The sequence below is a fragment of the [Mycobacterium] fortunisiensis genome (assembly GCF_019050325.1).
Lineage (GTDB): Bacteria > Actinomycetota > Actinomycetes > Mycobacteriales > Mycobacteriaceae > Mycobacterium > Mycobacterium fortunisiensis.
Genome location: NZ_VOMB01000025.1, coordinates 1 through 23,652 on the forward strand (window position 1 = coordinate 1; position 23,652 = coordinate 23,652).

General features: G+C 65.3%; 18 protein-coding genes. 4 read left to right on the forward strand and 14 right to left on the reverse strand.

Annotation, left to right across the window (positions count from 1 at the left end):
• The 3 genes from FR943_RS23270 to FR943_RS23280 form a co-directional block, all read right to left on the reverse strand.
• Positions 1-2,207 (reverse strand): AMP-binding protein (locus FR943_RS23270; protein ID WP_217160650.1); only part of this gene is annotated, 2,207 nt, incomplete at its 3' end.
• Positions 2,208-2,268: 61 nt separating this feature from the next.
• Positions 2,269-2,484: an MbtH family protein gene (locus FR943_RS23275; protein WP_217160651.1), complete on the reverse strand. Its 216-nt coding sequence runs from the start codon at positions 2,482-2,484 to the stop codon at positions 2,269-2,271.
• A 1,014-nt stretch (positions 2,485-3,498) separates the two neighbouring features.
• Positions 3,499-5,574, reverse strand: a complete 2,076-nt coding sequence (locus tag FR943_RS23280; protein ID WP_217160652.1) for a RecQ family ATP-dependent DNA helicase — start codon at positions 5,572-5,574, stop codon at positions 3,499-3,501.
• 177 nt (positions 5,575-5,751) lie between these two features.
• Between FR943_RS23280 and FR943_RS23285 the strand changes: the two genes are divergently transcribed.
• On the forward strand, positions 5,752-8,631 hold the full coding sequence (locus FR943_RS23285) for an alpha/beta hydrolase fold domain-containing protein (RefSeq protein WP_246585233.1): 2,880 nt from the start codon (positions 5,752-5,754) through the stop codon (positions 8,629-8,631).
• Here the strand turns inward: FR943_RS23285 and dmpG are convergent.
• From dmpG to FR943_RS23300, 3 genes are read right to left on the reverse strand one after another with little or no spacing between them, the layout of a single operon-like run.
• On the reverse strand, positions 8,628-9,686 hold the full coding sequence (gene dmpG / locus FR943_RS23290) for a 4-hydroxy-2-oxovalerate aldolase (RefSeq protein WP_217160654.1): 1,059 nt from the start codon (positions 9,684-9,686) through the stop codon (positions 8,628-8,630). The genes FR943_RS23285 and dmpG overlap by 4 nt on opposite strands.
• Complete coding sequence (locus FR943_RS23295; RefSeq protein ID WP_217160655.1) at positions 9,683-10,603, reverse strand: acetaldehyde dehydrogenase (acetylating); 921 nt, start codon at positions 10,601-10,603, stop codon at positions 9,683-9,685. The genes dmpG and FR943_RS23295 overlap by 4 nt, the downstream gene beginning before the upstream one ends.
• Positions 10,604-10,627: 24 nt before the next feature.
• Complete coding sequence (locus FR943_RS23300; RefSeq protein WP_217160656.1) at positions 10,628-11,413, reverse strand: 2-keto-4-pentenoate hydratase; 786 nt, start codon at positions 11,411-11,413, stop codon at positions 10,628-10,630.
• Positions 11,414-11,486: 73 nt separating this feature from the next.
• On the opposite strand from FR943_RS23300, the gene kstD reads away from it, so the two are divergent.
• The 3 genes from kstD (at position 11,487) to FR943_RS23315 (ending at position 15,247) form a co-directional block, all read left to right on the forward strand.
• Positions 11,487-13,181, forward strand: coding sequence for a 3-oxosteroid 1-dehydrogenase (kstD, locus tag FR943_RS23305; RefSeq protein ID WP_217160657.1), 1,695 nt, complete (start codon positions 11,487-11,489; stop codon positions 13,179-13,181).
• Between the two features lies 1 nt (position 13,182).
• The gene (chsH3, locus tag FR943_RS23310) at positions 13,183-14,043 is read left to right on the forward strand and encodes an enoyl-CoA hydratase ChsH3 (RefSeq protein ID WP_217160658.1); all 861 of its coding nucleotides are present in this window, start codon (positions 13,183-13,185) and stop codon (positions 14,041-14,043) included.
• 358 nt (positions 14,044-14,401) lie between these two features.
• On the forward strand, positions 14,402-15,247 hold the full coding sequence (locus tag FR943_RS23315; RefSeq protein WP_217160659.1) for a hypothetical protein: 846 nt from the start codon (positions 14,402-14,404) through the stop codon (positions 15,245-15,247).
• Between the two features lie 262 nt (positions 15,248-15,509).
• Here the strand turns inward: FR943_RS23315 and FR943_RS23320 are convergent, their stop codons facing one another.
• The 8 genes from FR943_RS23320 to FR943_RS23355 form a co-directional block, all read right to left on the reverse strand.
• Positions 15,510-16,313 (reverse strand): hypothetical protein, encoded by an 804-nt coding sequence (locus FR943_RS23320; RefSeq protein WP_217160660.1) that lies wholly within the window; start codon positions 16,311-16,313, stop codon positions 15,510-15,512.
• A gap of 29 nt (positions 16,314-16,342) precedes the next feature.
• Entirely contained in the window at positions 16,343-17,443 is a 1,101-nt protein-coding gene (locus FR943_RS23325; protein WP_217160661.1) for a hypothetical protein, read from the reverse strand.
• A gap of 76 nt (positions 17,444-17,519) precedes the next feature.
• Entirely contained in the window at positions 17,520-18,683 is a 1,164-nt protein-coding gene (ltp2, locus tag FR943_RS23330; RefSeq protein ID WP_217160662.1) for a 17-hydroxy-3-oxo-4-pregnene-20-carboxyl-CoA lyase, read from the reverse strand.
• Positions 18,680-19,084, reverse strand: a complete 405-nt coding sequence (locus FR943_RS23335; RefSeq protein ID WP_217160663.1) for a MaoC family dehydratase — start codon at positions 19,082-19,084, stop codon at positions 18,680-18,682. The genes ltp2 and FR943_RS23335 overlap by 4 nt, the downstream gene beginning before the upstream one ends.
• The gene (locus FR943_RS23340; RefSeq protein WP_217160664.1) at positions 19,081-20,061 is read right to left on the reverse strand and encodes a bifunctional MaoC family dehydratase N-terminal/OB-fold nucleic acid binding domain-containing protein; all 981 of its coding nucleotides are present in this window, start codon (positions 20,059-20,061) and stop codon (positions 19,081-19,083) included. The genes FR943_RS23335 and FR943_RS23340 overlap by 4 nt, the downstream gene beginning before the upstream one ends.
• Entirely contained in the window at positions 20,058-21,221 is a 1,164-nt protein-coding gene (gene fadE29 / locus FR943_RS23345) for an acyl-CoA dehydrogenase FadE29 (RefSeq protein ID WP_217160665.1), read from the reverse strand. Before fadE29 ends, FR943_RS23340 begins: the two co-directional genes overlap by 4 nt.
• Positions 21,221-22,225, reverse strand: coding sequence for an acyl-CoA dehydrogenase family protein (locus FR943_RS23350; RefSeq protein WP_217160666.1), 1,005 nt, complete (start codon positions 22,223-22,225; stop codon positions 21,221-21,223). The genes fadE29 and FR943_RS23350 overlap by 1 nt, the downstream gene beginning before the upstream one ends.
• A gap of 35 nt (positions 22,226-22,260) precedes the next feature.
• Positions 22,261-23,511, reverse strand: coding sequence for a cytochrome P450 (locus FR943_RS23355; protein ID WP_217160667.1), 1,251 nt, complete (start codon positions 23,509-23,511; stop codon positions 22,261-22,263).
• Between the last annotated feature and the right edge of the window lie 141 nt (positions 23,512-23,652).

Here is a 23,652-nt window from a genome sequence, read left to right on the forward strand (position 1 = left end):
ATCATCACCCGACCCGGCGCCCACCGCTCCACCACATCCGGCGGACACGCCTCAGCAGCCACCATCAACGCCGACACCGAGGTCAACTCCGCTGGATCCAAAACACCCACCGCAGAAGGTGTCTGACTGAGCACCGTCACCCGCTCAGCAACAACCAACGCCTGTAGCTCCCCAGGCGAACGCGTCACCGACTCGGGCACCACCACCAGCCGCCCACCATGCAGCAGCGCACCCCAGATCTCCCACACCGAATAATCGAACGCCAACGACGAACACGCCGCCCACACCTGCCGCGGCCCCAACCCGACACCCACATCCAAACCATCGAACAACCGCGTCACGTTCTGATGCGTAACCGCAACCCCTTTGGGCGTCCCCGTCGTCCCCGACGTATAAATAATGTGCGCCACATCATCAGGAGCCGGCACCGGCAACGCAGCACACGACTGCGCCCCGATACGAGGATCATCAACCTCCACCACCGGAACACCCGATCCAGCCAACCGCTCACCGAACGCACCCATGGTGACCACCACCACCGGCCGGGCATCAGCCAGCATGAACTCAACCCGAGTATCAGGATGCGCAGGATCAATCGGCAAATACGCCGCGCCAGACTTGAACACACCCAAGATCGCCACCACAGCCTGCGCCGAGCGCTCCAGCATCAACGCAACACACTCACCAGGCCCCGCACCATACTCGGACAGCAAGTGCGCCAACCGATTCGACGCCTCATCCAACTCCCGATACGACAGTGCACAGCCAGCAAAACAGACCGCCACCGCCTCCGGAGCACGAGCAACCTGGGCTGCAAACAACTCAGGAATCGAAGACTCCACCACCGACTCCGACAGCACCCCCCGATGACCAACCTCATCCAGACGCGCACAATCAGCCGCATCCACCACATCCACGGTCGCCAACGAGCCGTCCGGGGCGGCGGCCATACCGGTCAGTACCCGCTCCAACCGCGCCGCCAGATCGGCGACTTCAAAATTGGAGAACGGCTGAGCGCGGCCCATGGTGCTGAGGAACACCTGGTCTCCGGTGACGGAGAACACGAACCCGAAACCGCCCACTACGCCGGCGTTCGTCAATGATGCCGAAGCTTCCGCGCCGCCGAAGTCCAACGTGAACGATGACGGGAGGAAGTTGACACTCACCCGGTTCGCCATCTGCCCCGCTGCCCGCGGGTTGACCTTGCGCTCGAGCGCGTGCACTGGGAACCGTTGATGCGCCAGGGCTTCCTGTATACGAGTCTCGACGTGGTCGATGAACTCTGAGACCGACGATGCCGGTGAGACTTTCAGCACCAGCGGAACAACCCCCGCGACCATCCCGGGCAGGGTCCGCGACTCCGGGCTGACTCGCCTGCTGACGGGGAAGTCGAGGACTACGTCCGAACTCTCCGCACACCATCCATGGACGAGAAGGGCACAGGCTGCGGTGATCACCACCGATCGAGGAACGTTCTTCGAGTCTGCCAGTGCGTCAACATGACCGAGCACATCCGGGTCCAAGCCCACTGACTCAGAGTGTCCGTGGGCGTGCGGGCGGTCCGCCGGCTCCGCCGGCCAGTAGCTAGGTCCGTTCTCCGGTGGCAGGTTTTCATTCCAGTACGCCTGGTCGTCGAGATAGTCGGTGGAGGCTTCGTAATCCGCCTCGCACCCGATCAGATCGGACAGCGACCCGAAGATCGCGGCCGGAACCGGAGCACCCGTGACCGTGGCGGAGTAGACCGACGCCAGCCGTGCACCGAGCAGCGCAATCCCGGTACCGTCCAGCACGATGTGGTGGCAGCATGCGATCAGGAAGTGCTCATCGTTTCGCGTCTGAAACAGCGCAAAACGAAACAGTGGCCCGTCGAAAGGCATCGGCGTCTGCTGGATCGACGATGCCAGCGCACGGGCCTCCCGCACAGGATCGGCCGCGCCGCGCACATCGTGGAACGCGAGCTCCACGTCGGGATCGTCGACCGGCTTCTGGAAGACCTGTCCCTCTTCCTCGAAAAAGGTCGCCCTGACCGGCTCGGCTTCCCGCATCACTCGGCGGATTGCCCACTCGAGTGCGTCCCGGTCGATCGCGCCGGTGATTCTCACCCATAACCCGAGCAGCCACTCCGCATCGGATTTGGCAACGTCATGCGCGAGCCATATGTCGAGCTGTGTGCGTGTTACCGGCAGCGATTGCTCGTCCAGCTGCATCGGACTCTCCCACCGCGAGATGTACTAGCTAGCCCCCCGGGCGTTGGATCTGTCAGAGCCCTCAGCCCTGCGCCAGCCTGTCGCGCAGGCTCTTCGGCCGGATATCCGGCCAGTTCTGTTCGATGTAGTCCAGACACGAAGCGCGGTCCGCTTCGCCGAATGCCACCTTCCACCCGGCAGGAACGTCGGCGAAGGTCGGCCAGAGACTGTGTTGCTCCTCGTCGTTGATCAAAACAAGAAAGCGGCCATTGTCGTCGTCAAACGGGTTGATGCTCACCTGGTTCTCCCCACCTCGAGTTGACCAGTGAAAATCGTTCAACGATACGGATACGAAAGCACTCCCCCGGCAGTTATCGCGTCCGCGTTGTCTCTCTCCTGTGGCCCACTCCAGCTATGTCGTGACTAGTTGCAGGGCGTCAGCATATCCACTTCTTCTTGACGGGGGTGCAGAAATCGACAATACCCGCATAATCTGTTGCTGCGTCCCCGCCATTCGACTTCTCCATCCAGCCACCGGTCACAGCTGAGCAAATCGATACCGGATTTGGCGAAGTCCGGTACCGGCCGGCCCGGCGCACAAGTTTCCAGTGGTGCCGACGCGTGGGATTCACCGACGGTCGATGCGGCAGCACCCGCCCCGGCCCGGAACGGCCCATCGCGCAGATGCACAGCGGTAGTGGAATGTGAAGTGCCGCCGGCCGCAGTCCAGATTGCGAACCTGACAGGCCTCCCATCTGCGCAGAATATCTCCGCCATACGCGACTTCACCGCGGATTGGATCAACGAGCACGCCTGATCGAGGGCCCACCTTCCAGGGGCATCGGCAGCGATGACGGTCCGACGCAGACCCCGCTCGCCGGCCAGGAATACCACATCGGTGTAGTTCCATCTAGCGAAGCGGTGCGCCTCCAGCTGCCGGTCGCCGACGGCATCATCGCAGGCGATCCGAGCGACCTCGCCACGGACAGCCGCCAGTCAGCAAACTCAACTGGACATAGGATGCGACGCTGGATGCGGATAGCACGGCTTATTTGAAGACTGTTTGAGTTAGCCATGTGCGAGCCGCATCGTCAGGAATACTTGCAATCAAGATCGCCTTGACCAAAGCTTGCGGATGCAAACAATAGCGACTTTTTGACGACAGCGAACACCCAGTAACTTCACAACTCTGTCAAAAGTATCCGGGAAGCCGGACGCTGGTACTTGACTAGAGAAATAAACGGGCCCCTACGGATTTCGTCGTGCAATTGTTGAGCGCTTGCTTGAAATTCTCCAAACAGAGCGTAAACCTTCAGCTCACGCTTGCCAGAACAAACGGCAAAACCTCGCTCGCACCGGCGTCGCGCAGCGTTCTGGCGGCCATCGTCAACGTCCAGCCGGTGTCGGTCATGTCGTCGACCAGCAGCACCGGCCCCTTCGAATCGAGTTGCGGACTTTCCCACGCACCGTCCAACGCCGCCACCCGATAGGCCGAATTCGCCGCGGTCACCGGGCGGTGCGCTGCGCTGTAGGCCAGGATTCCCAGATTCGTGAGCCGCCCGATCTCGGCCAACCGCTGCACCGTCGACGAGATCAGCCGTGGATGCGTGCACGAGTCCAAACCCATCACCGCGACCGGGCGCTGATCCCAATCCCAGGCCTTGAGCACCTCGACAGCCGCAGCCACCACCTCGTCAGGTACGTCGCCGTCAGGTTCGGCCAGCAGACGCCGTAGCCGCGCTCCCCAACCCAGGTCGGTCAGCCGGCCGATCGCCCGCCCCGGCGCGGCTCCGTCAGCGATCCGCCCGGACAGGGCCACACCCAGGGCGGCCAGCCCGGACGGCCACTGCTTGCGTGGCGCCACCAGCACACCGGGCCTGGACAGTCGTCGCGCGGTGTCGGTGAGAACATCGTGCGCCACCGCGCCCGATAACCGTTGCCCGGTGCAATTGTCACAACGCCCGCAACGCGCATCGGGGGCCAGCTCAGGATCGTCGAGTTGGCCGCGCAGGAACGCCATCCGGCAGCCTTCGGTGACCTGATAATCCAGCATGGCCTGCTGCTCGCGGCGGCGAGCCTGGTCCAGTGCCCGGTACCGTGCTTCGTCGTAGTCCCACGGCACCCCGGTGGCGATCCAGCCGCCTTTCACCCGGCGCACCGCCCCGTCGACGTCGAGCACCTTGAGCACCATCTCCAAGCGGGATCGGTTGAGATCGACCAGAGGTTCCAACGCCTGCGTGGACTGCGCGCGGTCGGTCTCCAACGCACCAATGACGTTGCGCACCATGGATTCCGACGGGAATGCCACCGACGCGAAGTAGCGCCAGACATCCTGGTCTTCGGTGCCGGGCAGCAGGATCACCTCGGCACTCTCGGTGGCGCGACCGGCACGCCCCACCTGCTGGTAGTACGCGATCGGTGACGAGGGCGCCCCGAGATGCACGACGAAGCCCAGGTCCGGTTTGTCGAAGCCCATGCCCAACGCCGACGTCGCCACGAGCGCCTTGACCTGGTTACCGAGGAGGTCGGCCTCCAACTGTTCCCGTTCGCCTGCGTCGGTGGTTCCGGTGTAGGCCGCCACCTTGTGGCCGCGGTCGGCCAGCAATGCCGCCACGTCGTGAGCCTGGGCAACGGTCAACGTATAGATGATGCCCGAGCCGGGCAGCGAGTCGAGATGCGCGGCGATCCAGGCCGCCCGCTGCGCCGGCGTGCCCACCTCGACGACCGACAGCCGCAGCGACTCACGATCCAAACCGCCGCGCAGCACCAAGGTGTCGGTACCACCGACCCCCAATTGCGCTGCGACGTCGCCGACCACCCGGTCATTGGCAGTCGCGGTGGTGGCGAGAACCGGTACCTGCGAACCCAATTCGCCGATCAAGGTACGGATGCGCCGGTAGTCCGGCCGGAAATCGTGCCCCCAGTCGGAGACGCAGTGCGCCTCGTCGACCACCACCAGACCCGCATCGGCGGCCAGGGCAGGCAGCACCTGGTCACGAAAGTCGGGATTGTTGAGGCGTTCGGGGCTGACCAACAGCACGTCGAGCTCCCCGTCGGCGACCTGTCGGTGAATCCCGTCCCACTCCGTGACGTTGCCGGAGTTGATCGTGGCCGCCCGTACGCCGGCACGCTCGGCAGCGGCCACCTGGTTGCGCATCAAGGCCAGCAGCGGGGAAACGATGACCGTCGGCCCACGGCGGGAGGCCCGCAGCAACTTGGCCGCGATGAAATAGACGGCGGACTTCCCCCACCCGGTTCGTTGCACCACCAGGGCCCGCCGCCGCTGGACCACGAGCGCCTCGATGGCCGCCCATTGGTCATCGCGCAACCTCGCGGCGGGCCCGGCCAGCTGTTCGAGGATTGTCTGGGCCTGTTCGCGGGTTGCCATGATCCCCATGATGCCCGGCCCGACCGACACGGCTCGTCACGGCAATCTGCTAATCACGTCGCTTAACGGCCACGGGCAGGTACTCGATCCGGTACACGTTGTTCCATGCAAACTGGGGGGTATGTAGGGCGCGTCGGCCGTTTGGCGGTAGCCCTGGGTGTGGGATCTGCGGTGGCCATGGGACTCGGATGCGGGGTGGCCGTAGCCGACCCGACGAACTCGTCGACGTCGTCGAATTCGTCGACGTCGTCCGGCTCGGCGGCGAAGGGCAGCACGGGCTCGAAAGTGCCCAAGAATTCGAAAGCGGCCAAGGCCCGAATCAAGACGCCGCGGCGAGCGAAATCGAAGTCCGCGAATCACGAGACCGCGGACGACCACGAAACCACAGACGACACCGCGCTGACACCGCGCGAAGGTGTCGACAAATTGGGGGCCACACTCCGCACCGCCGTACAGGATGCAATGGGTGCGGTCGGCATCGATCGTCGCGAAGCCAAGGTTTCGACGCAGCACGAAACCAAACGCGAAACCGATCCTGTCCGGCGTCTGCTCCCGAAACCGGTCACACCACCACCGACGGATATCGACGACGCGCCCCAACCCGACATTCAGCAGGAGACGCCCGAACGCCCTGACCCGGCAGCCCTCGACATCCAGGCGATCACCGCCGTCCCGAAGTCCGCGCTCACCTCCGGGATGCGCACGGTATCGGCGGTGATGACGGCCGCGCGCCCCCAGCCCGCGGCGCCGGAACCCATCGAGGTCGGCCAGGACACCGTGACCGACGCGGTCTCCACGGTGATCAACACCGTGCTCAATCCCTTTTCGCTGAATTCCACGCCCGACGCTCCGACCGAACCGCCCACAGCATGGGCCATGCTGGCCTTCGCCCGCCGCGAGTTCGAGCGTGCGTTCCGTCAGCCCCAGGATCTCTTGACCCAGGTGAGCACGCTGAGCTCCGCTGTCACCCAGGCGGGTCCAGTGGCGTTGGCGCCCGGCATCGTCGTGCCCCCGGAACTCGCCGACCACGTGATCGCCACGCCCGGCCCGTCGCTGACCGACCAGATCACGGTCTTTGGGATGGAGGCGCTCAAGCAGGTCTCCCAGGCCATCGGCGTCAACATCACGATGAAGCTGGGCGAGCTCATCACCACGCCCACCCCGCCCTGGTTCACCACCATCGGACTGGATGTCACCAAGGACACCTATGCGGGCGGTGATGTCTGGGTGATCACCCCGCCCAATCCCACGGACGAGGTGGTCATCGCGGTACACGGCAGTGGATTCGTCTACGACCCCAACATCATTCACTGGATGGACTACACCCAGATGGCCCGCGAGACCGGTGCCACCGTCGTGGTACCCCGCTACCCGCTGATCCCCGACGGCGGCACCGCGGAGAACTCGGTACCGCAGCTGGCCGATTTCATCGCGGCGCAGGTCCAGGAGCATGGCGCCGAGAACGTCAGCATCTACGCGGATTCGGCCGGCGGCACGCTCTCGACTCTGGCCGTGCAGAAGATCGTCCGCGGTTGCAATGGCGATTCGAATTGCCTGGCGGACAAAGTGCCGTCGCGCATGGTGCTGCTGTCGCCCGGTCTCAGCGGCCCGGACATCTATACCGATCCCAACGTGGAGTTGGTGAACGACCCGGTCGCGTGGCTCACCGAGGAAGACAAGGAGTACTACGCGCAGTGGTCCACCGGGCCCGAAGAGCTTTGGAATGCCATGCTCGGCCCGACCGAGGGGATGCCCCCGACCACGATCTACATCGGCTCGCGCGAATCATCGGCACCGGGCGTGTTGCTCTACGCACAGCGGATGGTCGACGCCGGCGGCGACGTCGACGTGGTGATCGGGATGGGCCAGATCCATGATTGGGCGCAGGGCGGCCCGATCTCGATCAACTCACAGTCGGCCAACTACCGCGACGACATCTACCATCAACTCGGCATCGTCGAGGACACAACCGAGACCGCGACCGTCGCAGCGGTGAGCCAACCGGCGGGGACCCCCGGCGCGATCGCCCTCGCACCAGGCATCGTCCTGCCGGGCAGCCTCGTCGACAACGTCGACGTGACCGACGGCCCGTCCTTGTTCGACCAGGTGACCGTGATGGCGTTGACAGCATTGCGGGAGATCTCCGCGGTCATCGGTGTCGACATCACGACGAGCCTCGGTGGCGGGATCGCCGTGCCCGATCCGCCGCGGATCCTGACCCTCGGCCTGGATGTGCAGCCGACGGAATACACCGCCCGCGACGCCGATGGTGTCGAGCAGACCTGGCAGGTCTGGGAGATTTCGAACCCCGGAGCTGACTCCGACGAGCACGTCATCGCGTTTCACGGAGGCGGATTGGTTACCCCACCCACCATCTTTCATTGGCTGGACTACGCCCAGATGTCACGCAAGACCGGCGCGACGGTGATCGTGCCGCGCTACCCGCTCATCCCTGACGGCGGGACCGCCGACAACACCATCCCGCCGGCGGCAGATCTCATCGCTGCTTACGTCACCGAGCACGGCGCGGAGAACGTCAGCGTGTACGGGGAATCCTCCGGTGGAATGATCGCCATGCTCGCGGTACAGAAGATCGCGCGCGACTGCGCGGGCGACACCCAGTGCCTCAGCAGCCGGATGCCGTCGCACATGGTGCTCAGCTCACCTGCCTTGGCCGATCCCGACTTCTCCACCGACCCGAATGTGGTCCTGGTGAACGATCCGCTCTACGGGGTCCCGATGTCTGACAACGGCTTCGCGCAGTGGCAATCGCAGCAGCATCCTGAACTGTCCGACACATTCCTCGGGCCGGTCGAGGGCCTGCCACCGACCACGATCTACATCGGGACGCGCGAGGTCATCGCGCCCGGCGCGTTGAAGTTCGCCAAGCTGATGGACGATGCCGACAGCGACGTGAGTGTCGTGATCGGGATGGGCCAGATGCACGGCTGGGCCACCCTCCCGATCAACTCGCAGTACGCCAACTACCGCGACGGCATCTACCAACAGCTCGGCGTCGTCTCCGAGGGAGACGACGCCGAGACCGTCAGTGTTTAGGCCTTCGCCTTTTCGGCTTCCTGCTCGCGCTTGATCTCCAGAGCGATGTCGATCAGCTGGTCTTCCTGACCACCGATCAGCTTGCGCTGGCCGACGCGCAGCAACAGTTCGTGGGCGGGCACCCCGTAGCGTTCGCCCTGGCGCACGGCGTGCTTGAGGAAGCTGGAGTACACCCCCGCATAACCCATCACCAGCGCGTTGCGGTCCAGCAGGCACTCGGCCGGCATCGCCGGGGCGACGACTTCTTCGGCGGCATCGGCGATGTCGAAGAAGTCGATGCCGGTCTTCACACCGATCTTGTCGAACACCCCGACCAGCGCCTCCACCGGTGCGTTGCCCGCGCCCGCACCGAACCGACGACACGACCCGTCGATCTGCTTGGCACCGGCGCGCACGGCCTCGACCGAGTTGGCCACACCCAGCCCGAGATTCTCGTGGCCATGAAAGCCAACTTGGGCATCCGATCCTAATTCAGCGACCAGCGCCGAGACCCGGTCAGCGACACCTTCGAGCACCAGGGCGCCCGCCGAATCCACCACATAGACGCACTGGCAGCCGGCATCAGCCATGATGCGGGCCTGCTTGGCCAGCTTCTCCGCAGAGATGGTGTGGCTCATCATCAAAAACCCGACGGTCTCCAGGCCCAGCTCACGGGCGAGCCCGAAATGCTGGATCGACACATCGGCCTCGGTGCAGTGGGTCGCGATGCGGCAGATCGAGCCACCGTTGTTCTGGGCTTCCTTGATGTCTTCCTTGGTGCCCACACCGGGCAGCATCAGGAAGGCGATCTTGGCTTCCTTGGCCGTCTCGGCCGCCAGCTTGATCAGCTCCTGCTCCGGAGTCTTGGAAAACCCGTAGTTGAAGCTCGACCCGCCCAGGCCGTCGCCGTGGGTCACCTCGATGACCGGGACACCGGCGGTGTCCAGGGCCGCGACGATCGCGCCGACCTCGTCCTTGGTGAACTGGTGCCGCTTGTGGTGCGAGCCGTCGCGCAACGACGTGTCGGTCATCCGCACGTCCCAGGCGGGATTGAAGAAAACGTCTTGGATGCTCATGCTTGCGCACCTCCCGTAACCGCTGAAGCCAGGTCTTTGGCGATTTCCTCGCCGACCTTGGTCGCCGCCGCGGTCATGATGTCCAGATTTCCAGCGTAGGGCGGCAGGTAGTCGCCTGCACCCTCCACTTCCACGAACACGGTGACCAGGTGGTTTCCACCGTTGACCACGGACGGTTCGTCGAACTGCGGTTCGTTGAGCAGCCGGTAGCCCGGCACGTAGGTCTGTACCTCGGCCACCACATCCTTGATCGAGGCGGTGATCGCGGCGTGATCGGCATCCTCGGGGATCGCGCAGAAGATCGTGTCGCGCATGATCATCGGCGGCTCGGCCGGGTTCAAGATGATGATCGCCTTGCCGTTCTTCGCCCCACCGATGTTGCGCACACCCGCGCTGGTGGTCTTGGTGAACTCGTCGATGTTGGCGCGGGTACCCGGACCGGCCGAAGCCGACGACACCGACGCCACGATCTCGGCGTAGGGCACGTCCACCACCCGCGACACCGCGTACACCATCGGGATGGTGGCCTGGCCACCGCAGGTGACCATGTTGACGTTGGGGGCGTCGAGGTGCGCGCGCAGGTTGGCCGGCGGGATGACGCCGGGGCCGACGGCAGCGGGGGTCAGGTCGATCGCCCGGATGCCGGCCTCTTCGTAGCGCGGGGCCGCATCGCGGTGCACATAGGCGCTGGTGGCCTCGAACACCAGATCCGGCTTCTCGGCCTGGGCCAGCAGCCAGTCCACACCCTCATGGCTGGTTTCCAGACCGAGCTTGCGCGCCCGGGCCAGACCCTCGGATTCCGGATCGATGCCGATCATCCAACGTGGCTCGAGCCACTCCGAACGCAGCAACTTGTACAGCAGGTCGGTGCTGATGTTGCCCGACCCGACGATGGCGACTGATGCCTTTTCAGCCATATTCGGCTCCCTAAACTCGAAACATCATTCGAAAGAAAGATGCACTGAACCTAACCCGGCGAAGTCAGCGACGAAATCGCTGCCCGGAGGTGCATCTATCGCACGCGTGCACGAGCCCGGCAACACGATGTCACCGGCCTTCAGACGCACTCCGAAGCTCTCCACCTTGCGGGCCAACCAGGCCACCGCGGTGACCGGATTTCCCAACACCGCATCGCTGCGTCCCTCGGCCACGACCTTGCCGTGGTTGGTCAGGACGGCATCGATGTTGCGAATGTCGATGTCCTTGGGCGAGACGCGCGCCTCACCGAGCACCCAACCGGCGCTGCTGGCGTTGTCGGCGATGGTGTCGCACAACTTGATCTGCCAATTGGTGATACGCGTGTCGATCAACTCGATCGCCGGGGCGAACGCGGCCGTCGCGGCCAGCACATCCTCCTCGGTGCACCCGGCGCCGGGCAGATCGTCGGCCAGGATGAACCCGACCTCGACCTCGACGCGGGGGTACAGGAACCTCGACGACGGCACCGGCACGTTCTCGAACACCTCCATCTCGTCGAGGAGATGGCCGTAATCCGGCTCGTCGACACCCATCATGTCCTGCATGGCCTTGCTGGACAGACCCACCTTGTGACCGATGACGCGTGCCCCTTCGGCGACCCGCTGACGGATGTTGATCAGCTGGATCTCGTAAGCATCCACCACATCGATGTCGGCGTACCGATCCGTCAACGGCGTCATCGGGACCCGGCTCCGCTCGGCCTGGGCGAGATCGGCCGCGAGCTCGTCGCGCACCTCGACACTAAGCATTCTGGTGAATTCCCCTCGCTTCTTTGACCGGGGCGGTTGTTGGATTGCCCGGCAATTCTATAACGTGTTCTACATGACTGGACAGGAGTACGGTGCGTTCGACGTAGTCGTGGTAGGAAGCGGGGCTGCCGGCATGGTCGCCGCCCTCACCGCTGCCCACCAGGGCCTCTCGACAGTAGTCGTAGAAAAGGCCCCGCACTATGGAGGTTCCACTGCGCGGTCAGGTGGCGGGGTGTGGATCCCGAACAACGAGATCCTCAAGCGTGACGGGGTCAAAGACACCGCCGACGCCGCCCGCACCTACCTGCACAAAATCATCGGTGACGTGGTGCCCGCCGAGAAGATCGACACCTATCTCGACCGCTCGCCCGAGATGCTGTCGTTCGTCTTGAAGAACTCGCCGCTGAAGCTGTGCTGGGTGCCCGGGTACTCCGACTACTACCCCGAGACGCCCGGTGGCAAGCCCACCGGCCGCTCGGTGGAGCCCAAGCCGTTCAACGCCAAGAAGCTCGGGGTTGACGAGAAGGGCCTGGAGCCGCCGTACGGCAAGGTGCCGATGAACATGGTGGTGATGCAGCAGGACTACGTCCGGCTCAACCAGCTCAAGCGCCATCCCCGCGGCGTGCTGCGCAGTATCAAGGTCGGCGTCCGCTCCGTCTGGGCCAACGCCACCGGCAAGAACCTGGTCGGCATGGGCCGCGCGCTCATCGCACCGCTGCGCATCGGCCTGCAGAAGGCCGGTGTCCCCGTGCTGTTGAACACCGCCCTCACCGACCTCTATATCGAGGACGGCGTGGTCCGTGGCATCTACGTTGCCGACCCCCGCGACAGTTCCGCTGAGCCGAAACTGATCCGGGCCCGCCGTGGCGTGATCCTGGGTTCGGGTGGCTTCGAGCACAACGAGCAGATGCGGGTGAAGTACCAGCGCGCCCCGATCACCACCGAGTGGACCGTGGGTGCGGCCGCCAACACCGGCGACGGCATCCTGGCCGCCGAGAAGCTTGGTGCCGCACTCGAATTCATGGAGGACTCATGGTGGGGCCCGACCGTCCCACTGGTCGATTCACCGTGGTTCGCCCTGTCGGAACGGAACTCCCCCGGCTCCATCATCGTCAACATGGCCGGCAAGCGGTTCATGAACGAGTCGATGCCCTATGTCGAGGCCTGCCACCACATGTACGGCGGCGAGTACGGTCAGGGCCCCGGCCCGGGTGAGAACATCCCGGCTTGGCTGATCTTCGACCAGCAGTACCGCGACCGGTTCATCTTCGCGGGCCTGCAACCCGGACAGCGCATTCCGAAGAAGTGGCTGGAGTCCGGCGTCATCGTCAAGGCCGACACCCTGGCCGAGCTGGCCACCAAGACCGGCCTGCCCGCCGAGGCGTTCGCCGCCACCGTCGACCGGTTCAACGGCTTCGCCCGCTCCGGGGTGGACGAGGACTTCCACCGCGGCGAGAGCGCCTACGACCGCTACTACGGCGATCCGACCAACAAGCCCAACCCCAACCTCGGCGAGATCAAGCACGGCCCGTTCTACGCGGCCAAGATGGTGCCGGGCGACCTGGGCACCAAGGGCGGCATCCGCACCGATGTGCGCGGCCGGGCACTGCGGGACGACAACTCGGTGATCGAGGGGCTCTACGCCGCAGGTAACGTCAGCTCACCGGTGATGGGTCACACCTATCCCGGCCCCGGTGGCACCATTGGTCCCGCCATGACGTTCGGGTACCTCGCGGCCCTCGATATTGCCTCTGCTGGAAAGGCCTGATATGCCGATCGACGTGGACAAGGCGCTCGCCGCCGACCTCGAACCCATCGAATTCTCGTGGACCAGTAGCGATATTCAGCTCTACCACCTGGGCCTGGGTGCCGGCGCCGATCCGATGGATGAGCGAGAGTTGCGCTACCTGACTGACAACACCCCGCAGGTGCTACCCACCTTCGGCAATGTCGGGGTCAGTTTCCACATGACCGAGGCGCCGACAGTGCAGTTCCCCGGCATCGACATCGAGCTGTCCAAGGTGCTGCACGCCAGCGAGGCGGTCAGTGTGCCGGGCCCGATCCCGACCAGTGGTACCGCGTCGTCCAAACAGCGATTCACCGAGATCTGGGACAAGGGCAAGGCCGCCGTCATCGTCAGCGAATCCACGGTGACCGACGAGTCCGGCACAGTGCTGTGGACCACCAAGCGGTCGATCTTCGCCCGCGGCGAGGGCGGTTTCGGCGGCGAGCGCGGACCGGCGACCTCGACCGAATTGCCCGACCGCGCACCGGATATCGAGATCGCATTGCCGACTCTGCCGCAGCAGGCTCTGCTCTACCGGCTGTGCGGTGACCGCAATCCGCTGCACTCCGACCCGGCCTTCGCTGCGGCGGCGGGTTTCGACCGGCCGATCCTGCACGGGTTGTGCACCTACGGCATCGGCTGCAAGGCGATCGTGGACAACCTGCTCGACGGCGACGTCGCCCAGGTGGCGTCCTACGGTGCGCGTTTCGCCGGCGTGGTGTTCCCCGGCGAAACCTTGCAGGCCAACATCTGGAAAGAGGACGGCAAATTCATCGGCGTGCTCACCGCACCGTCGCGCGACAACGCCGTCGTGCTCTCGGGCGTGGAGCTCGTCCCGGCTTAGCCGTCGTCTCGCCCGCTCTATCTCCACCAGGCTGGTCTCCACCAGGTTTGTCTCCACCCGGTTTGTCACGCTGGAGTGGCTGTCGACCTCGACAGCCACTCCAGCGTTGCATTGACGGGCCATTTTTCGGCAATGCCCTTGGCGGCCACCGTCTTTGTCACGCCAGAGTGGCCCTCGTCGTCAAGAGCCACTCTGGCGTGACAAAGTGAAGCCAAGGCGCCTGACCAAACCCCCATTACCACAGACACGCAGCACCGTCACCTGTCACGCCAGTGTGGCTGTGGACAACGAGCGTCACGCCAGCGCCTGTGGATAACTGATGTGACAGCGATCGCGTTGCGCTGCACACTCTGTCGCCATGGGGGAACCATTTGTCGGCAGTAAGGCCGTCGCCAACGGCGAGGTACGCAAGAGCGCACTACGCACCAAGTACACCAGGGTGTTTCGGGATGTCTACGTCAGCCCAGGCACTGAACTGACGCCGCTCATCCGCGCCCGGGCCGGCTGGTTGTGGTCCCGCGAACGCGGCATCGTTGCCGGGAACTCGGCCGCGGCAGTTCACGGCGCGAAGTGGGTCGACCTCGACGCCCCCTTTGAGCTTCTCCATTCAAACCGCAATCCGCTTGCCGGACTGCAGGTTCGGACCGAGGCGATAGAGGACGACGAAATTGTCTGGGTCGACGGGATCCCGATCACCTCGGTAGCGCGCACGGCACTCGACATCGGCTGTTGGTATCCACGCGACGACGCCGTCGCCGCGCTCGACGCCCTGGCCCGCGCAACCGATCTCAAAGCCGCCGACGTTGAGCTGTTGACGCACCGCTACGCCCGTCGCAGAGGCGTCCAGCGGGCCCGCAGCGCCGTGGCCCTGATGGACGCCGGCGCCCAGTCTCCCCAAGAAACCTGGTTGCGGCTGGTCCTCATCGATGGGGGTTTGCCCCGACCACAGACGCAGATCCCGGTTTTCGACGGCCCCGGTGACCCGTTCGCCTACCTCGACATGGGTTGGGAGGACATCAAAGTCGCAGCCGAGTACGACGGAGAGCAGCATCGGGCCAGCAGTTGGCAGTATGGCTGGGATCTCAGACGAGCCGAGCGGATCCAACGCCAAGGTTGGATCAATGTCCGGGTCTCCGCCGGGGAACGCAGAGACAATGTCCTGCGTCGGGTTCTCGCCGCGCGGGCCAGTCGACTGTCACGCTAGCGCGACCGTCGAACGCGGCCGCCACTCTCGCGTGACAATGGTGACAGCCTGCACCCGACGTCCACGCCCAATGTCACGCTGGAGTGCCTGTCGGAATCGACAGCCACTCCAGCGGGACAAAGTGGGGCACAAGGCCGACAAAGTGGGGCGTAAGACCTGGCGAGTGCGGCACTCAAGGCACTCAAGGCACTCAAGGCCTGACAACCAGGGCCACAAGGCGTGACCGAGCACGACAAGTCGGCGCAAAGCCTGGTGTGAAGGCCTACATCCGCTTCCAGAGATCGTCCCCACCGGAATGCCGCGGCGCCTCGGGTGCCACCGGAACCGGGCCGGGAGCCGGCTGGCTCGGCGCGGGCGCAGCGGGCGGCGCGGCCGCAGCCGGCGGAGCCGACGAGGCCGGGGGCGCCGAATGCGGAGCCGACGACGCAGCCCCATCGGTGCGGTTGTTCAGCTGGGACTCACGCTGATCCAGGCCCGCGTCGCGGCGATCCTGGGCTGCCTGGCGGTCGTTCTGCTGCGTCTCGCGATCGTCCTGCTGCTTGTCGCGTTCGTCGAGCTTGGCCTCACGTTCCCCTTGCTGCTGTTGCGCATTCGGAGCGCCGGGACCACCAGGGCCATTCGCACCGCCGGGACCGCCGGCGCCGGGGGCACCGCCCTTTTCCGCGCCGCCACCCTGGGCGCCCTCCATGGCCTTCATCAACGGCTCCATCAACGAGCTGAACTGCCCGCCCATCTGGCCCGCCATCTGCGCCGGCTGACCGGCCATCTGGCCCATCTGGCCCATCTGGCCCATCATCTGACTGAGCTGCCCGATGCCCTGGCCGCCGGCATCGTCGGCCTTCTCGTAGGCGCCCTGCGCGTCGGAGAGCTTGCCGTTGAACATCTCTTCCTTGGCCTTCAACGCCGTGATGTTCGTGGTCAACGACGCGGCCAACGTTGGCAGGAGCCCGGAGACGAACGTGCTCATCGCATCTTCGCCGGCCTGAATCGATGGCATCTCCGGCATCTCGACCTGGGCGGAGTTCCACCCGAGGCTGCCGGGCGTCTGGAACAGGTCACCACCCATCGATGCGCCCTCTCTCCCGCGGAGACACATCACCAATCGTCATCGTCTTCGCCCTCCCCCATGTCGTATTCCAGCCCGGCCGGCACGACCAGCCCGGACGTGGTGCCCCCGCCACCGCCGGCGCGTTGACCGCCGCCCATCATGCCCATACCGCCGCCCATGCCACCGCCCATCGCGTTGGCAGCGGCCACCGGCGCGACTCCACCGACCACCGCGGCGCTGGCGCCAGGGTCAACCGATACCGGAGCGGTACCGCCGACCATCTTCGCCAACAACGGGGTCTGCGGGCTGCCGCCGCCCGACCCGCCGGGCAGGCCGGCGGCCTTCATCAGGCCGGCTCCACTGCTGGGGCCGGACCCGCCGGCCAGGGGATGGTTGGAGAACGCCGAGAACGGGCTGGGACCGCCACCGGTTCCCTTGCCGCCCGACCCCAGCATCGACGTCAACTGCTGCAGGGGCTGAGTAAGCTGCTGCAGCGGCTGGGAGAGCTGCTGCGGAATCTGACTCGCCATCTGTGGCAGCTGGCTCAACATCTGCGGCAGCTGGCTGACCAGCTGCAACATCTGATCGGCCCCCTTCTGCGCGGCCTGCTGCGCCTGGGCCGTCGGCGGCGTGCCGACCTGCGGCAGGTTGGCGATCGTGCTCAGGCTGCTGGCCGCCTCCGTGGAGGCAGCCGACACCGTCGCGATGTTCTGTGACAGCCCGGCCTTGATCCGGCTCTCGATCAGCTGCTGCGCATTGGGGAACAGCGCCGCCACCTGCTGCAACATGGTGACCTCTTGCTGCACCTCTTCGGCAACCGCGTTGACCGCGGTCTTCGTGCTCACCACCGTTGCGGCGATGGTGTGCAGCGCGGTGGCGATGGCCGTGGCCTGCAGGCCGTTGGCCTCGTGGCCACCGATCATCGTCGTGGCCTCACCCGATGCGGCCAGCGAGGCCGGGCCCAGCCACTCACCGGTCAGCTTCGAGAGCTGGCTGGTTTGCTGCGGGACGACGTTTCCGCTGATGTTGGTGCCCAGCTTCGTGTACGACGCGGCAGCCGCGGTGAGCTGGTCCTCATCGAGATTCGGCCATGCCGGACCCTGCAACGTCTGAGACCCGTACGGGCTACTGTCGCGCGGCATCCCCATGCCACGGCCCCCTTCTACGCGTGGTGCACATCCGGAGCAAACATTACCGTGCCGATCAGCGGTGGCAATGCACCATTTATCCCAAGATCAATCCGGATGTCGGCACGCCGGTGCCCGCGGTCACCAGAACGTGCTCGACGCCGTCCACCTGGTTTACCGATGTCTCGCGTAATTGACGCACACCTTCGGCGATGCCGTTCATGCCGTGGATGTAGGCCTCCCCGAGCTGACCACCGTGGGTGTTGATCGGCAGCCGACCCCCGATTTCGATGGCACCGCCGGCGATGAAGTCCTTGGCCTCGCCCTTGCCGCAGAACCCGAGTTCCTCGAGCTGGATCAGGGTGTAGGGGGTGAAGTGGTCGTAGAGGACCGCCGTCTGGATGTCTTCCGGCGACAGACCACTCTGCTGCCAGAGCTGACGGCCGACCAGGCCCATCTCCGGCAGGCCGAGTTCATCGCGGTAGTAGGAGTACATGGTGAACTGATCGGCGCCGGCACCCTGGGCGGCGGCCTCGATGATCGCCGGCCGGTGCTTGAGGTCCTTGGCCCGCTCGGGGGTGGTCACCACGATGGCCACCCCGCCGTCGGTCTCCTGGCAGCAGTCCAGCAGACGCAGCGGCTCGGCGATCCACCGGGAGTTCTGGTGGTCCTCGATGGTGATCGGCTTGCCGTAGAAGTGCGCCTTTGGATTGTTCGCGGCATGCTTGCGGTCGGCCACCGACACCGCACCGAAATCCGCACTGGTGGCGCCATATTCGTGCATATAGCGCTGGGCGATCATGGCCACCGACGCGGCCGGGGTGCTCAGCCCGTGCGGGTAGGACCAGCTGTACTCCACCCCACGCGAGTCGGCGTTGACGGTCAGACCGGTCATCACCTGGCCGAACCGGAACTCCGAGCGCTCATTAAAGGCCCTGTAGGCGACGACCACCTCCGCGACACCGGTGGCCACCGCGAGCGCGGCCTGCTGCACGGTCGCGGCCGCGGCACCGCCGCCATAACCGATCTGGCTGAAGAACTTCAGGTCCCCGATGCCGGTGGACCTGGCCACGGCGGTCTCCAGGTTGGAGTCCATCGTGAACGTCACCAGGCCGTCGACGTCGGAGGGCGCCAAGCCGGCGTCGTCGAGGGCGTCGAGCACCGCCTCGGCGGCCAGCCGCAACTCACTGCGGCCGGAGTTCTTGGAGAAGTCGGTCGCGCCGATACCGGCGATCGCCGCTTTGCCGGACAAGCCGCTCATGCCTTTTCTCCCAAAGTCAGTGTGGCAGTGGCGATGACGTGATCACCGAGGCTGTTGGATCCGGTCACCTTGACCGTCACGACATCGTCCTCGATCGCGGTCACCTCACCGCGGAAGGTGACGGTGTCATACGCGTACCACGGCACGCCGAGACGCAGACCGATCGAGCGGATCCGCGACGACGGCCCGGCCCAGTCGGTCAGATAGCGCTGCACCAGGCCGGTATCGGTCAGGATGTTGACGAAGATGTCCTTGGATCCCTTGGCCTGCGCCTTGTCCCGGTCGTGGTGCACGTCCTGGTAATCGCGCGTCGCGATCGCCGTGGACACGATGAACGTCGGATCACCGTAGAAGGACAGTTCGGGCAGCTTCTGGCCGACCGCTGCGACGGGGGCGCTCACTTGACTGATCCTTCAGCGGCCGACCACGCGTAAAGGGTCCATGCCGGGCTGACATCGCTGTCCGGGAAGTCGATAAAGGTTGCGCGCACAGGCATTCCGATCTGCACCTCGTCGATGTCCACGTTGCGCAGCTCGCCGAGCATGCGCACACCTTCTTCCAGTTCCACCAGCGCGATGACGAACGGCAGGGTGCGGCCGGGCACCTTCGGTGCGTGGTGCACGACGTAGCTGAACACCGTGCCGTTGCCGGAGGCGACGACATAGTCGTCCGGCGTGACCGGGTCCTGGTAGTTCTTCCACACCGCGGGCACCGGCGGATGCTGCAACGAACCGTCGGGCCGCTTCTGGATGCGCAGCTCGTGGGCATTCACGCCGTCCCAGAAGAACTGGGTGTCGCGCGACGAGGACGGACGCATCAGCTTGTCCGGATCGAGATCCGCCGGAACCTCGGCGGCCGCATCCTGATTGCCCTTGTCAGCCGGCTTGAACTTCATGATCCGCCAGGCCATCTCGGCGACTTCTTCATCGCCGACAGTCCAGGTGATCTTCTGGTTGACGAAGTACCCCTCGCCCAGTGCGGTCTGCTTGGGGCCGACGACGTCGGTCACCTCCGCGCTGATCGACACCTCCTCACCCGGTTCCAGGTAGCGGTGGTAGGTCTGCTCACAGTTGGTGGCGACCACACCGACGTACCCGGCGCTGTCGAACAGTTCCATGATCGCGCCGAGGGGATCGTCGTCGGGCCGTTCCCCGCTCAACCCCAGCATGGTCCACACCTGGATCATCGCCGGCGGGGCGACGATGCCGGGATGCCCGGCTTCCTTCGCGGCGACCTCGTCGACGTAGATCGGGTTCTTGTCGCCGATGGCATCGACCCAGTGGTGAATCATCGGCTGGTTCACCGGATCCCGGCCCTGCCGCGGCTTGCTGCGGCCCAAAGAGGTGAGCCGGTCGATACCGGCCTGCAGATCTGTCATCGGGTCACCCTCGGCACCTTCAGTCCGGATGCGGCGATCATTTCGCGCATCACCTCGTTGACACCGCCGCCGAACGTGATGACCAGGTTGCGCTTGGTCATCTTGTCCAGCCAGACGAGCAATTCCGCGGTTTCGGGATCGGCTGGGTTGCCGTAACCACCGACGATCTCCTCGGCCAGGCGGCCGACCTCTTGCAGACGCTCGGTGGAGAAGACCTTGGTCGCCGCGGCGTCGGCCACCGCGATGGTCTCGCCCGAGGCCGCGACCTGCCAGTTGAGCAGCTCATTGATCCGCCAGATCGACTTGATCTGTCCCAGAAGCCGTTTCACGGCGTCCTGCTCGATCGGGGTGACGCCATCCGAACCCGGCTTCGACGCCCAGGAGTGCACCTGGTCGTAGATGCCGCCGATCCGGCCGGCCGGCCCCAGCCCCACCCGCTCATGGTTGAGCTGGGTGGTGATCAGCTTCCAGCCGCCGTTCTCCTCGCCGACCAGCATGTCGGCCGGTACCCGAACATCGTTGAAGTAGGTCGCGTTCGTGTGGTGGGCACCGTCGGACAGGATGATCGGCGTCCACGAGTAGCCGGGGTCCTTGGTGTCGACGATCAGGATCGAGATGCCCTTGTGCTTGGCGGCATTCGGGTCGGTACGGCAGGCCAGCCAGATGTAGTCGGCGTCATGGGCGCCGGTGGTCCACATCTTCTGCCCGTTCACGATGTATTCGTCACCATGGCGTACCGCAGTGGTGCGCAGCGAGGCCAGATCGGTGCCGGCGTCGGGCTCGGAGTAGCCGATGGCGAAATGCACGTCGCCGGAGAGGATGCCGGGCAGGAACTTCTTCTTCTGTTCCTCGGTGCCCAGGGCTTGCAGGGTGGGCCCCACGGTCTGCAGCGTCACCATCGGCAGCGGGATGTCGGCGCGGTTGGCCTCGTTGATGAAGATCTGCTGTTCGACCGGGCCGAAACCGAGGCCGCCGTACTCCTTGGGCCAGCCGACACCGAGCTTGCCGTCGCTGCCCATCCGCTTGATCACCGCACGGTAGGCCTCGTTGTGCCGGTCGGACTCCATCGCCTTCGCCTCTTCGGGCGTGATGAGAGTCGAGAAGTATTCCCGCAGTTCGGCTTGCAGCGCCCGCTGTTCGGGGGTCAGATCGATGAACATTAGGCTCCCACCAGGTCGAGACGATACGACGGACCGCCCAGCAGCCGGGTCAGGTCCTTGATCGAGGAGTAGTAGCGGTCCATCGGGTAGGTGATGTCCATACCCATACCGCCGTGCAGGTGGTGGCACAGCCGCATGGCCGGCGCCGCCTGCGAGGTCGCCCAGTAGCCCAGGATGGCCAGGTCCTCGTCGGCGTCAAGGCCTTCGGACAGCCGCCATGAAACCGAGGTGGCGACCAATGAGATTGTCCGCGAGGCGATATAGATCTCGGCCAGCTGCGCGGCCACGGTCTGGAACGTCGACAGCGGACGGCCGAACTGTTCGCGGGTGGCCACGTAGTCGGCGGTCAGCCGCAGCGCGCCGGCGACCAGGCCGGCCACGAATGCTCCGGTGGTCGCCAGCACCAGTTCGTTGACGCGGTGGGCGGTGGCGCCGTCAAGGACGTCGTCGGCACTCACCGCGACATCGGCGAATGTCACCGCGTATTCGTCGGAACCGTTGGCGGTCGGGGTCTTGGTGATCGTCACGCCGGCGGCGTCCGGTGCCACCACGACGACGCCGGTGTTGGTGCTGACCACCAACCACTTGGCGGTTTCGGCATACGGCACACCGATTTTGGTGCCGTTGAGCTTGCCGTCGGCAAGGCTGGTCTCGGGCCGCTCGGGCAGGGAGTGTCCCGGCTCGTTCAGCGCCGCCGAGAGCACCGCACCCGTCGCGACCCCGGACAGATACCGGTCCTGCTGAGCATCGGAGGCCAGGTCGAGCAACGGCACCAGGCCCAGCCCCAGGGTGGCCAGCGCCGGGCCGGTGGTGCCGTGTCGACCGATCTCGGTCAGCGCGGTCGACACCTCGGGCAGGCCCAGCCCGTCACCACCTAGGCGCTCGGGCACTCCCAGTGCTGCCACACCCCCGGAAACCAGTGCGTCCCAAGTGTTGTCACGGTCCAGAACAGAGGTCACCACATCGGCGACGGCCTGCTGTTCCGGGTTCGGTGTGAAATCCACCCGAATCCTCCTTGATCCGTTAGGCGGTCAGTAGCTCAGTGTGCGACCGGGCACTTGCCGGTGAAGTCGACCTCCCAGTGCTTGATGCCGTTGAGCCAGCCGGACTTCAGCCGCTCGGGATCGCCGATCGGCTTGAGGTCGGGCATGTGGTCGGCGACGGCGTTGAAGATCAGGTTGATCGTCAGGCGGGCCAGGTTCGCCCCGATGCAGTAGTGCGCACCGGTGCCGCCGAAGCCCACGTGCGGGTTGGGATCACGCAGGATGTTGAACGTGTAGGGGTCCTCGAACACGGTCTCGTCGAAGTTCGCCGACCGGTAGGACATCACCACACGCTCGCCGGCCTTGATCTTGACGCCGGCGATCTCGGTGTCCTCGCTGGCGGTGCGCTGGAAGGCCGAAACCGGGGTGGCCCAACGGATGATCTCGTCGACCGCGGTCTTCGGGCGTTCCTTCTTGAACAGCTCCCACTGATCGGGGTTCTGCGAGAACGCGATCATGCCGTGGGTGATCGAGTTGCGGCTGGTCTCGTTGCCGGCCACCGCGAGCATGATGACGAAGAAACCGAACTCGTCGTCGCTGAGCTTCTCACCGTCGATGTCGGCCTGGATCAGCTTGGTGACGATGTCGTCGGTCGGGTTCTTGCCCCGCTCCTCGGCCATCTTCATGGCGTAGCTGATGACCTCGAACGAGGACATGGCCGGGTCGACGTCGGCGTATTCGGGATCGTCACCGGCGGTCATCTCGTTGGACCAGCGGAACAGCTTGTCGCGATCGTCCTGGGGCACGCCGAGCAGCTCGGCGATGGCCTGCAGCGGCAGCTCGCAGGACACCTGCTCGACGAAGTCGCCCGAGTTGGAGGCCGCGGCGTTCTTGGCGATCTGCTGGGCCCGGTTGTTCAGCTCGTCCTCGAGGCGCGAGAGCGCGCGCGGGGTGAAGCCGCGCGAGATGATCTTGCGCAGCCGGGTGTGGTGCGGGGCGTCCATGTTGAGCAGGACGGCGCGCTGCAGGTCGACGGCTTCGCGGGTCATCTCCTGCGGCCAGACCGGGATCGCACCGTTCATCGCGCTGGAGAACACATCGCTGCGCAGGGAGACGTCCTTGACGTCCTCGTGCCGGGTCACCAGCCAGTAGCCCTTGTCGCCGAAGCCTCCGGTGCCGCCGGGCACGTCGACCCAGCGAACCGGCTCGGCCTTACGCAGCTCGGCGAGCTCCTTGACCGGCAGACCCTTGAGGTTGAGGTCGGAATCGAGGAAGTCGAAGTCCTGGGGGATGTTGGGGCAGCCCATGTCTGTCACTCCTTGGTGTCTGTAGCAAGCCGTGCGGGTAGCCAGCAATGCTTGAAACAACGTGGTCTAGTACCAATTGAGACCATTGAAACACGGCTTGACCGCAGATCAAAGGCAGTGATACATCGCCGCTTGTCAGAG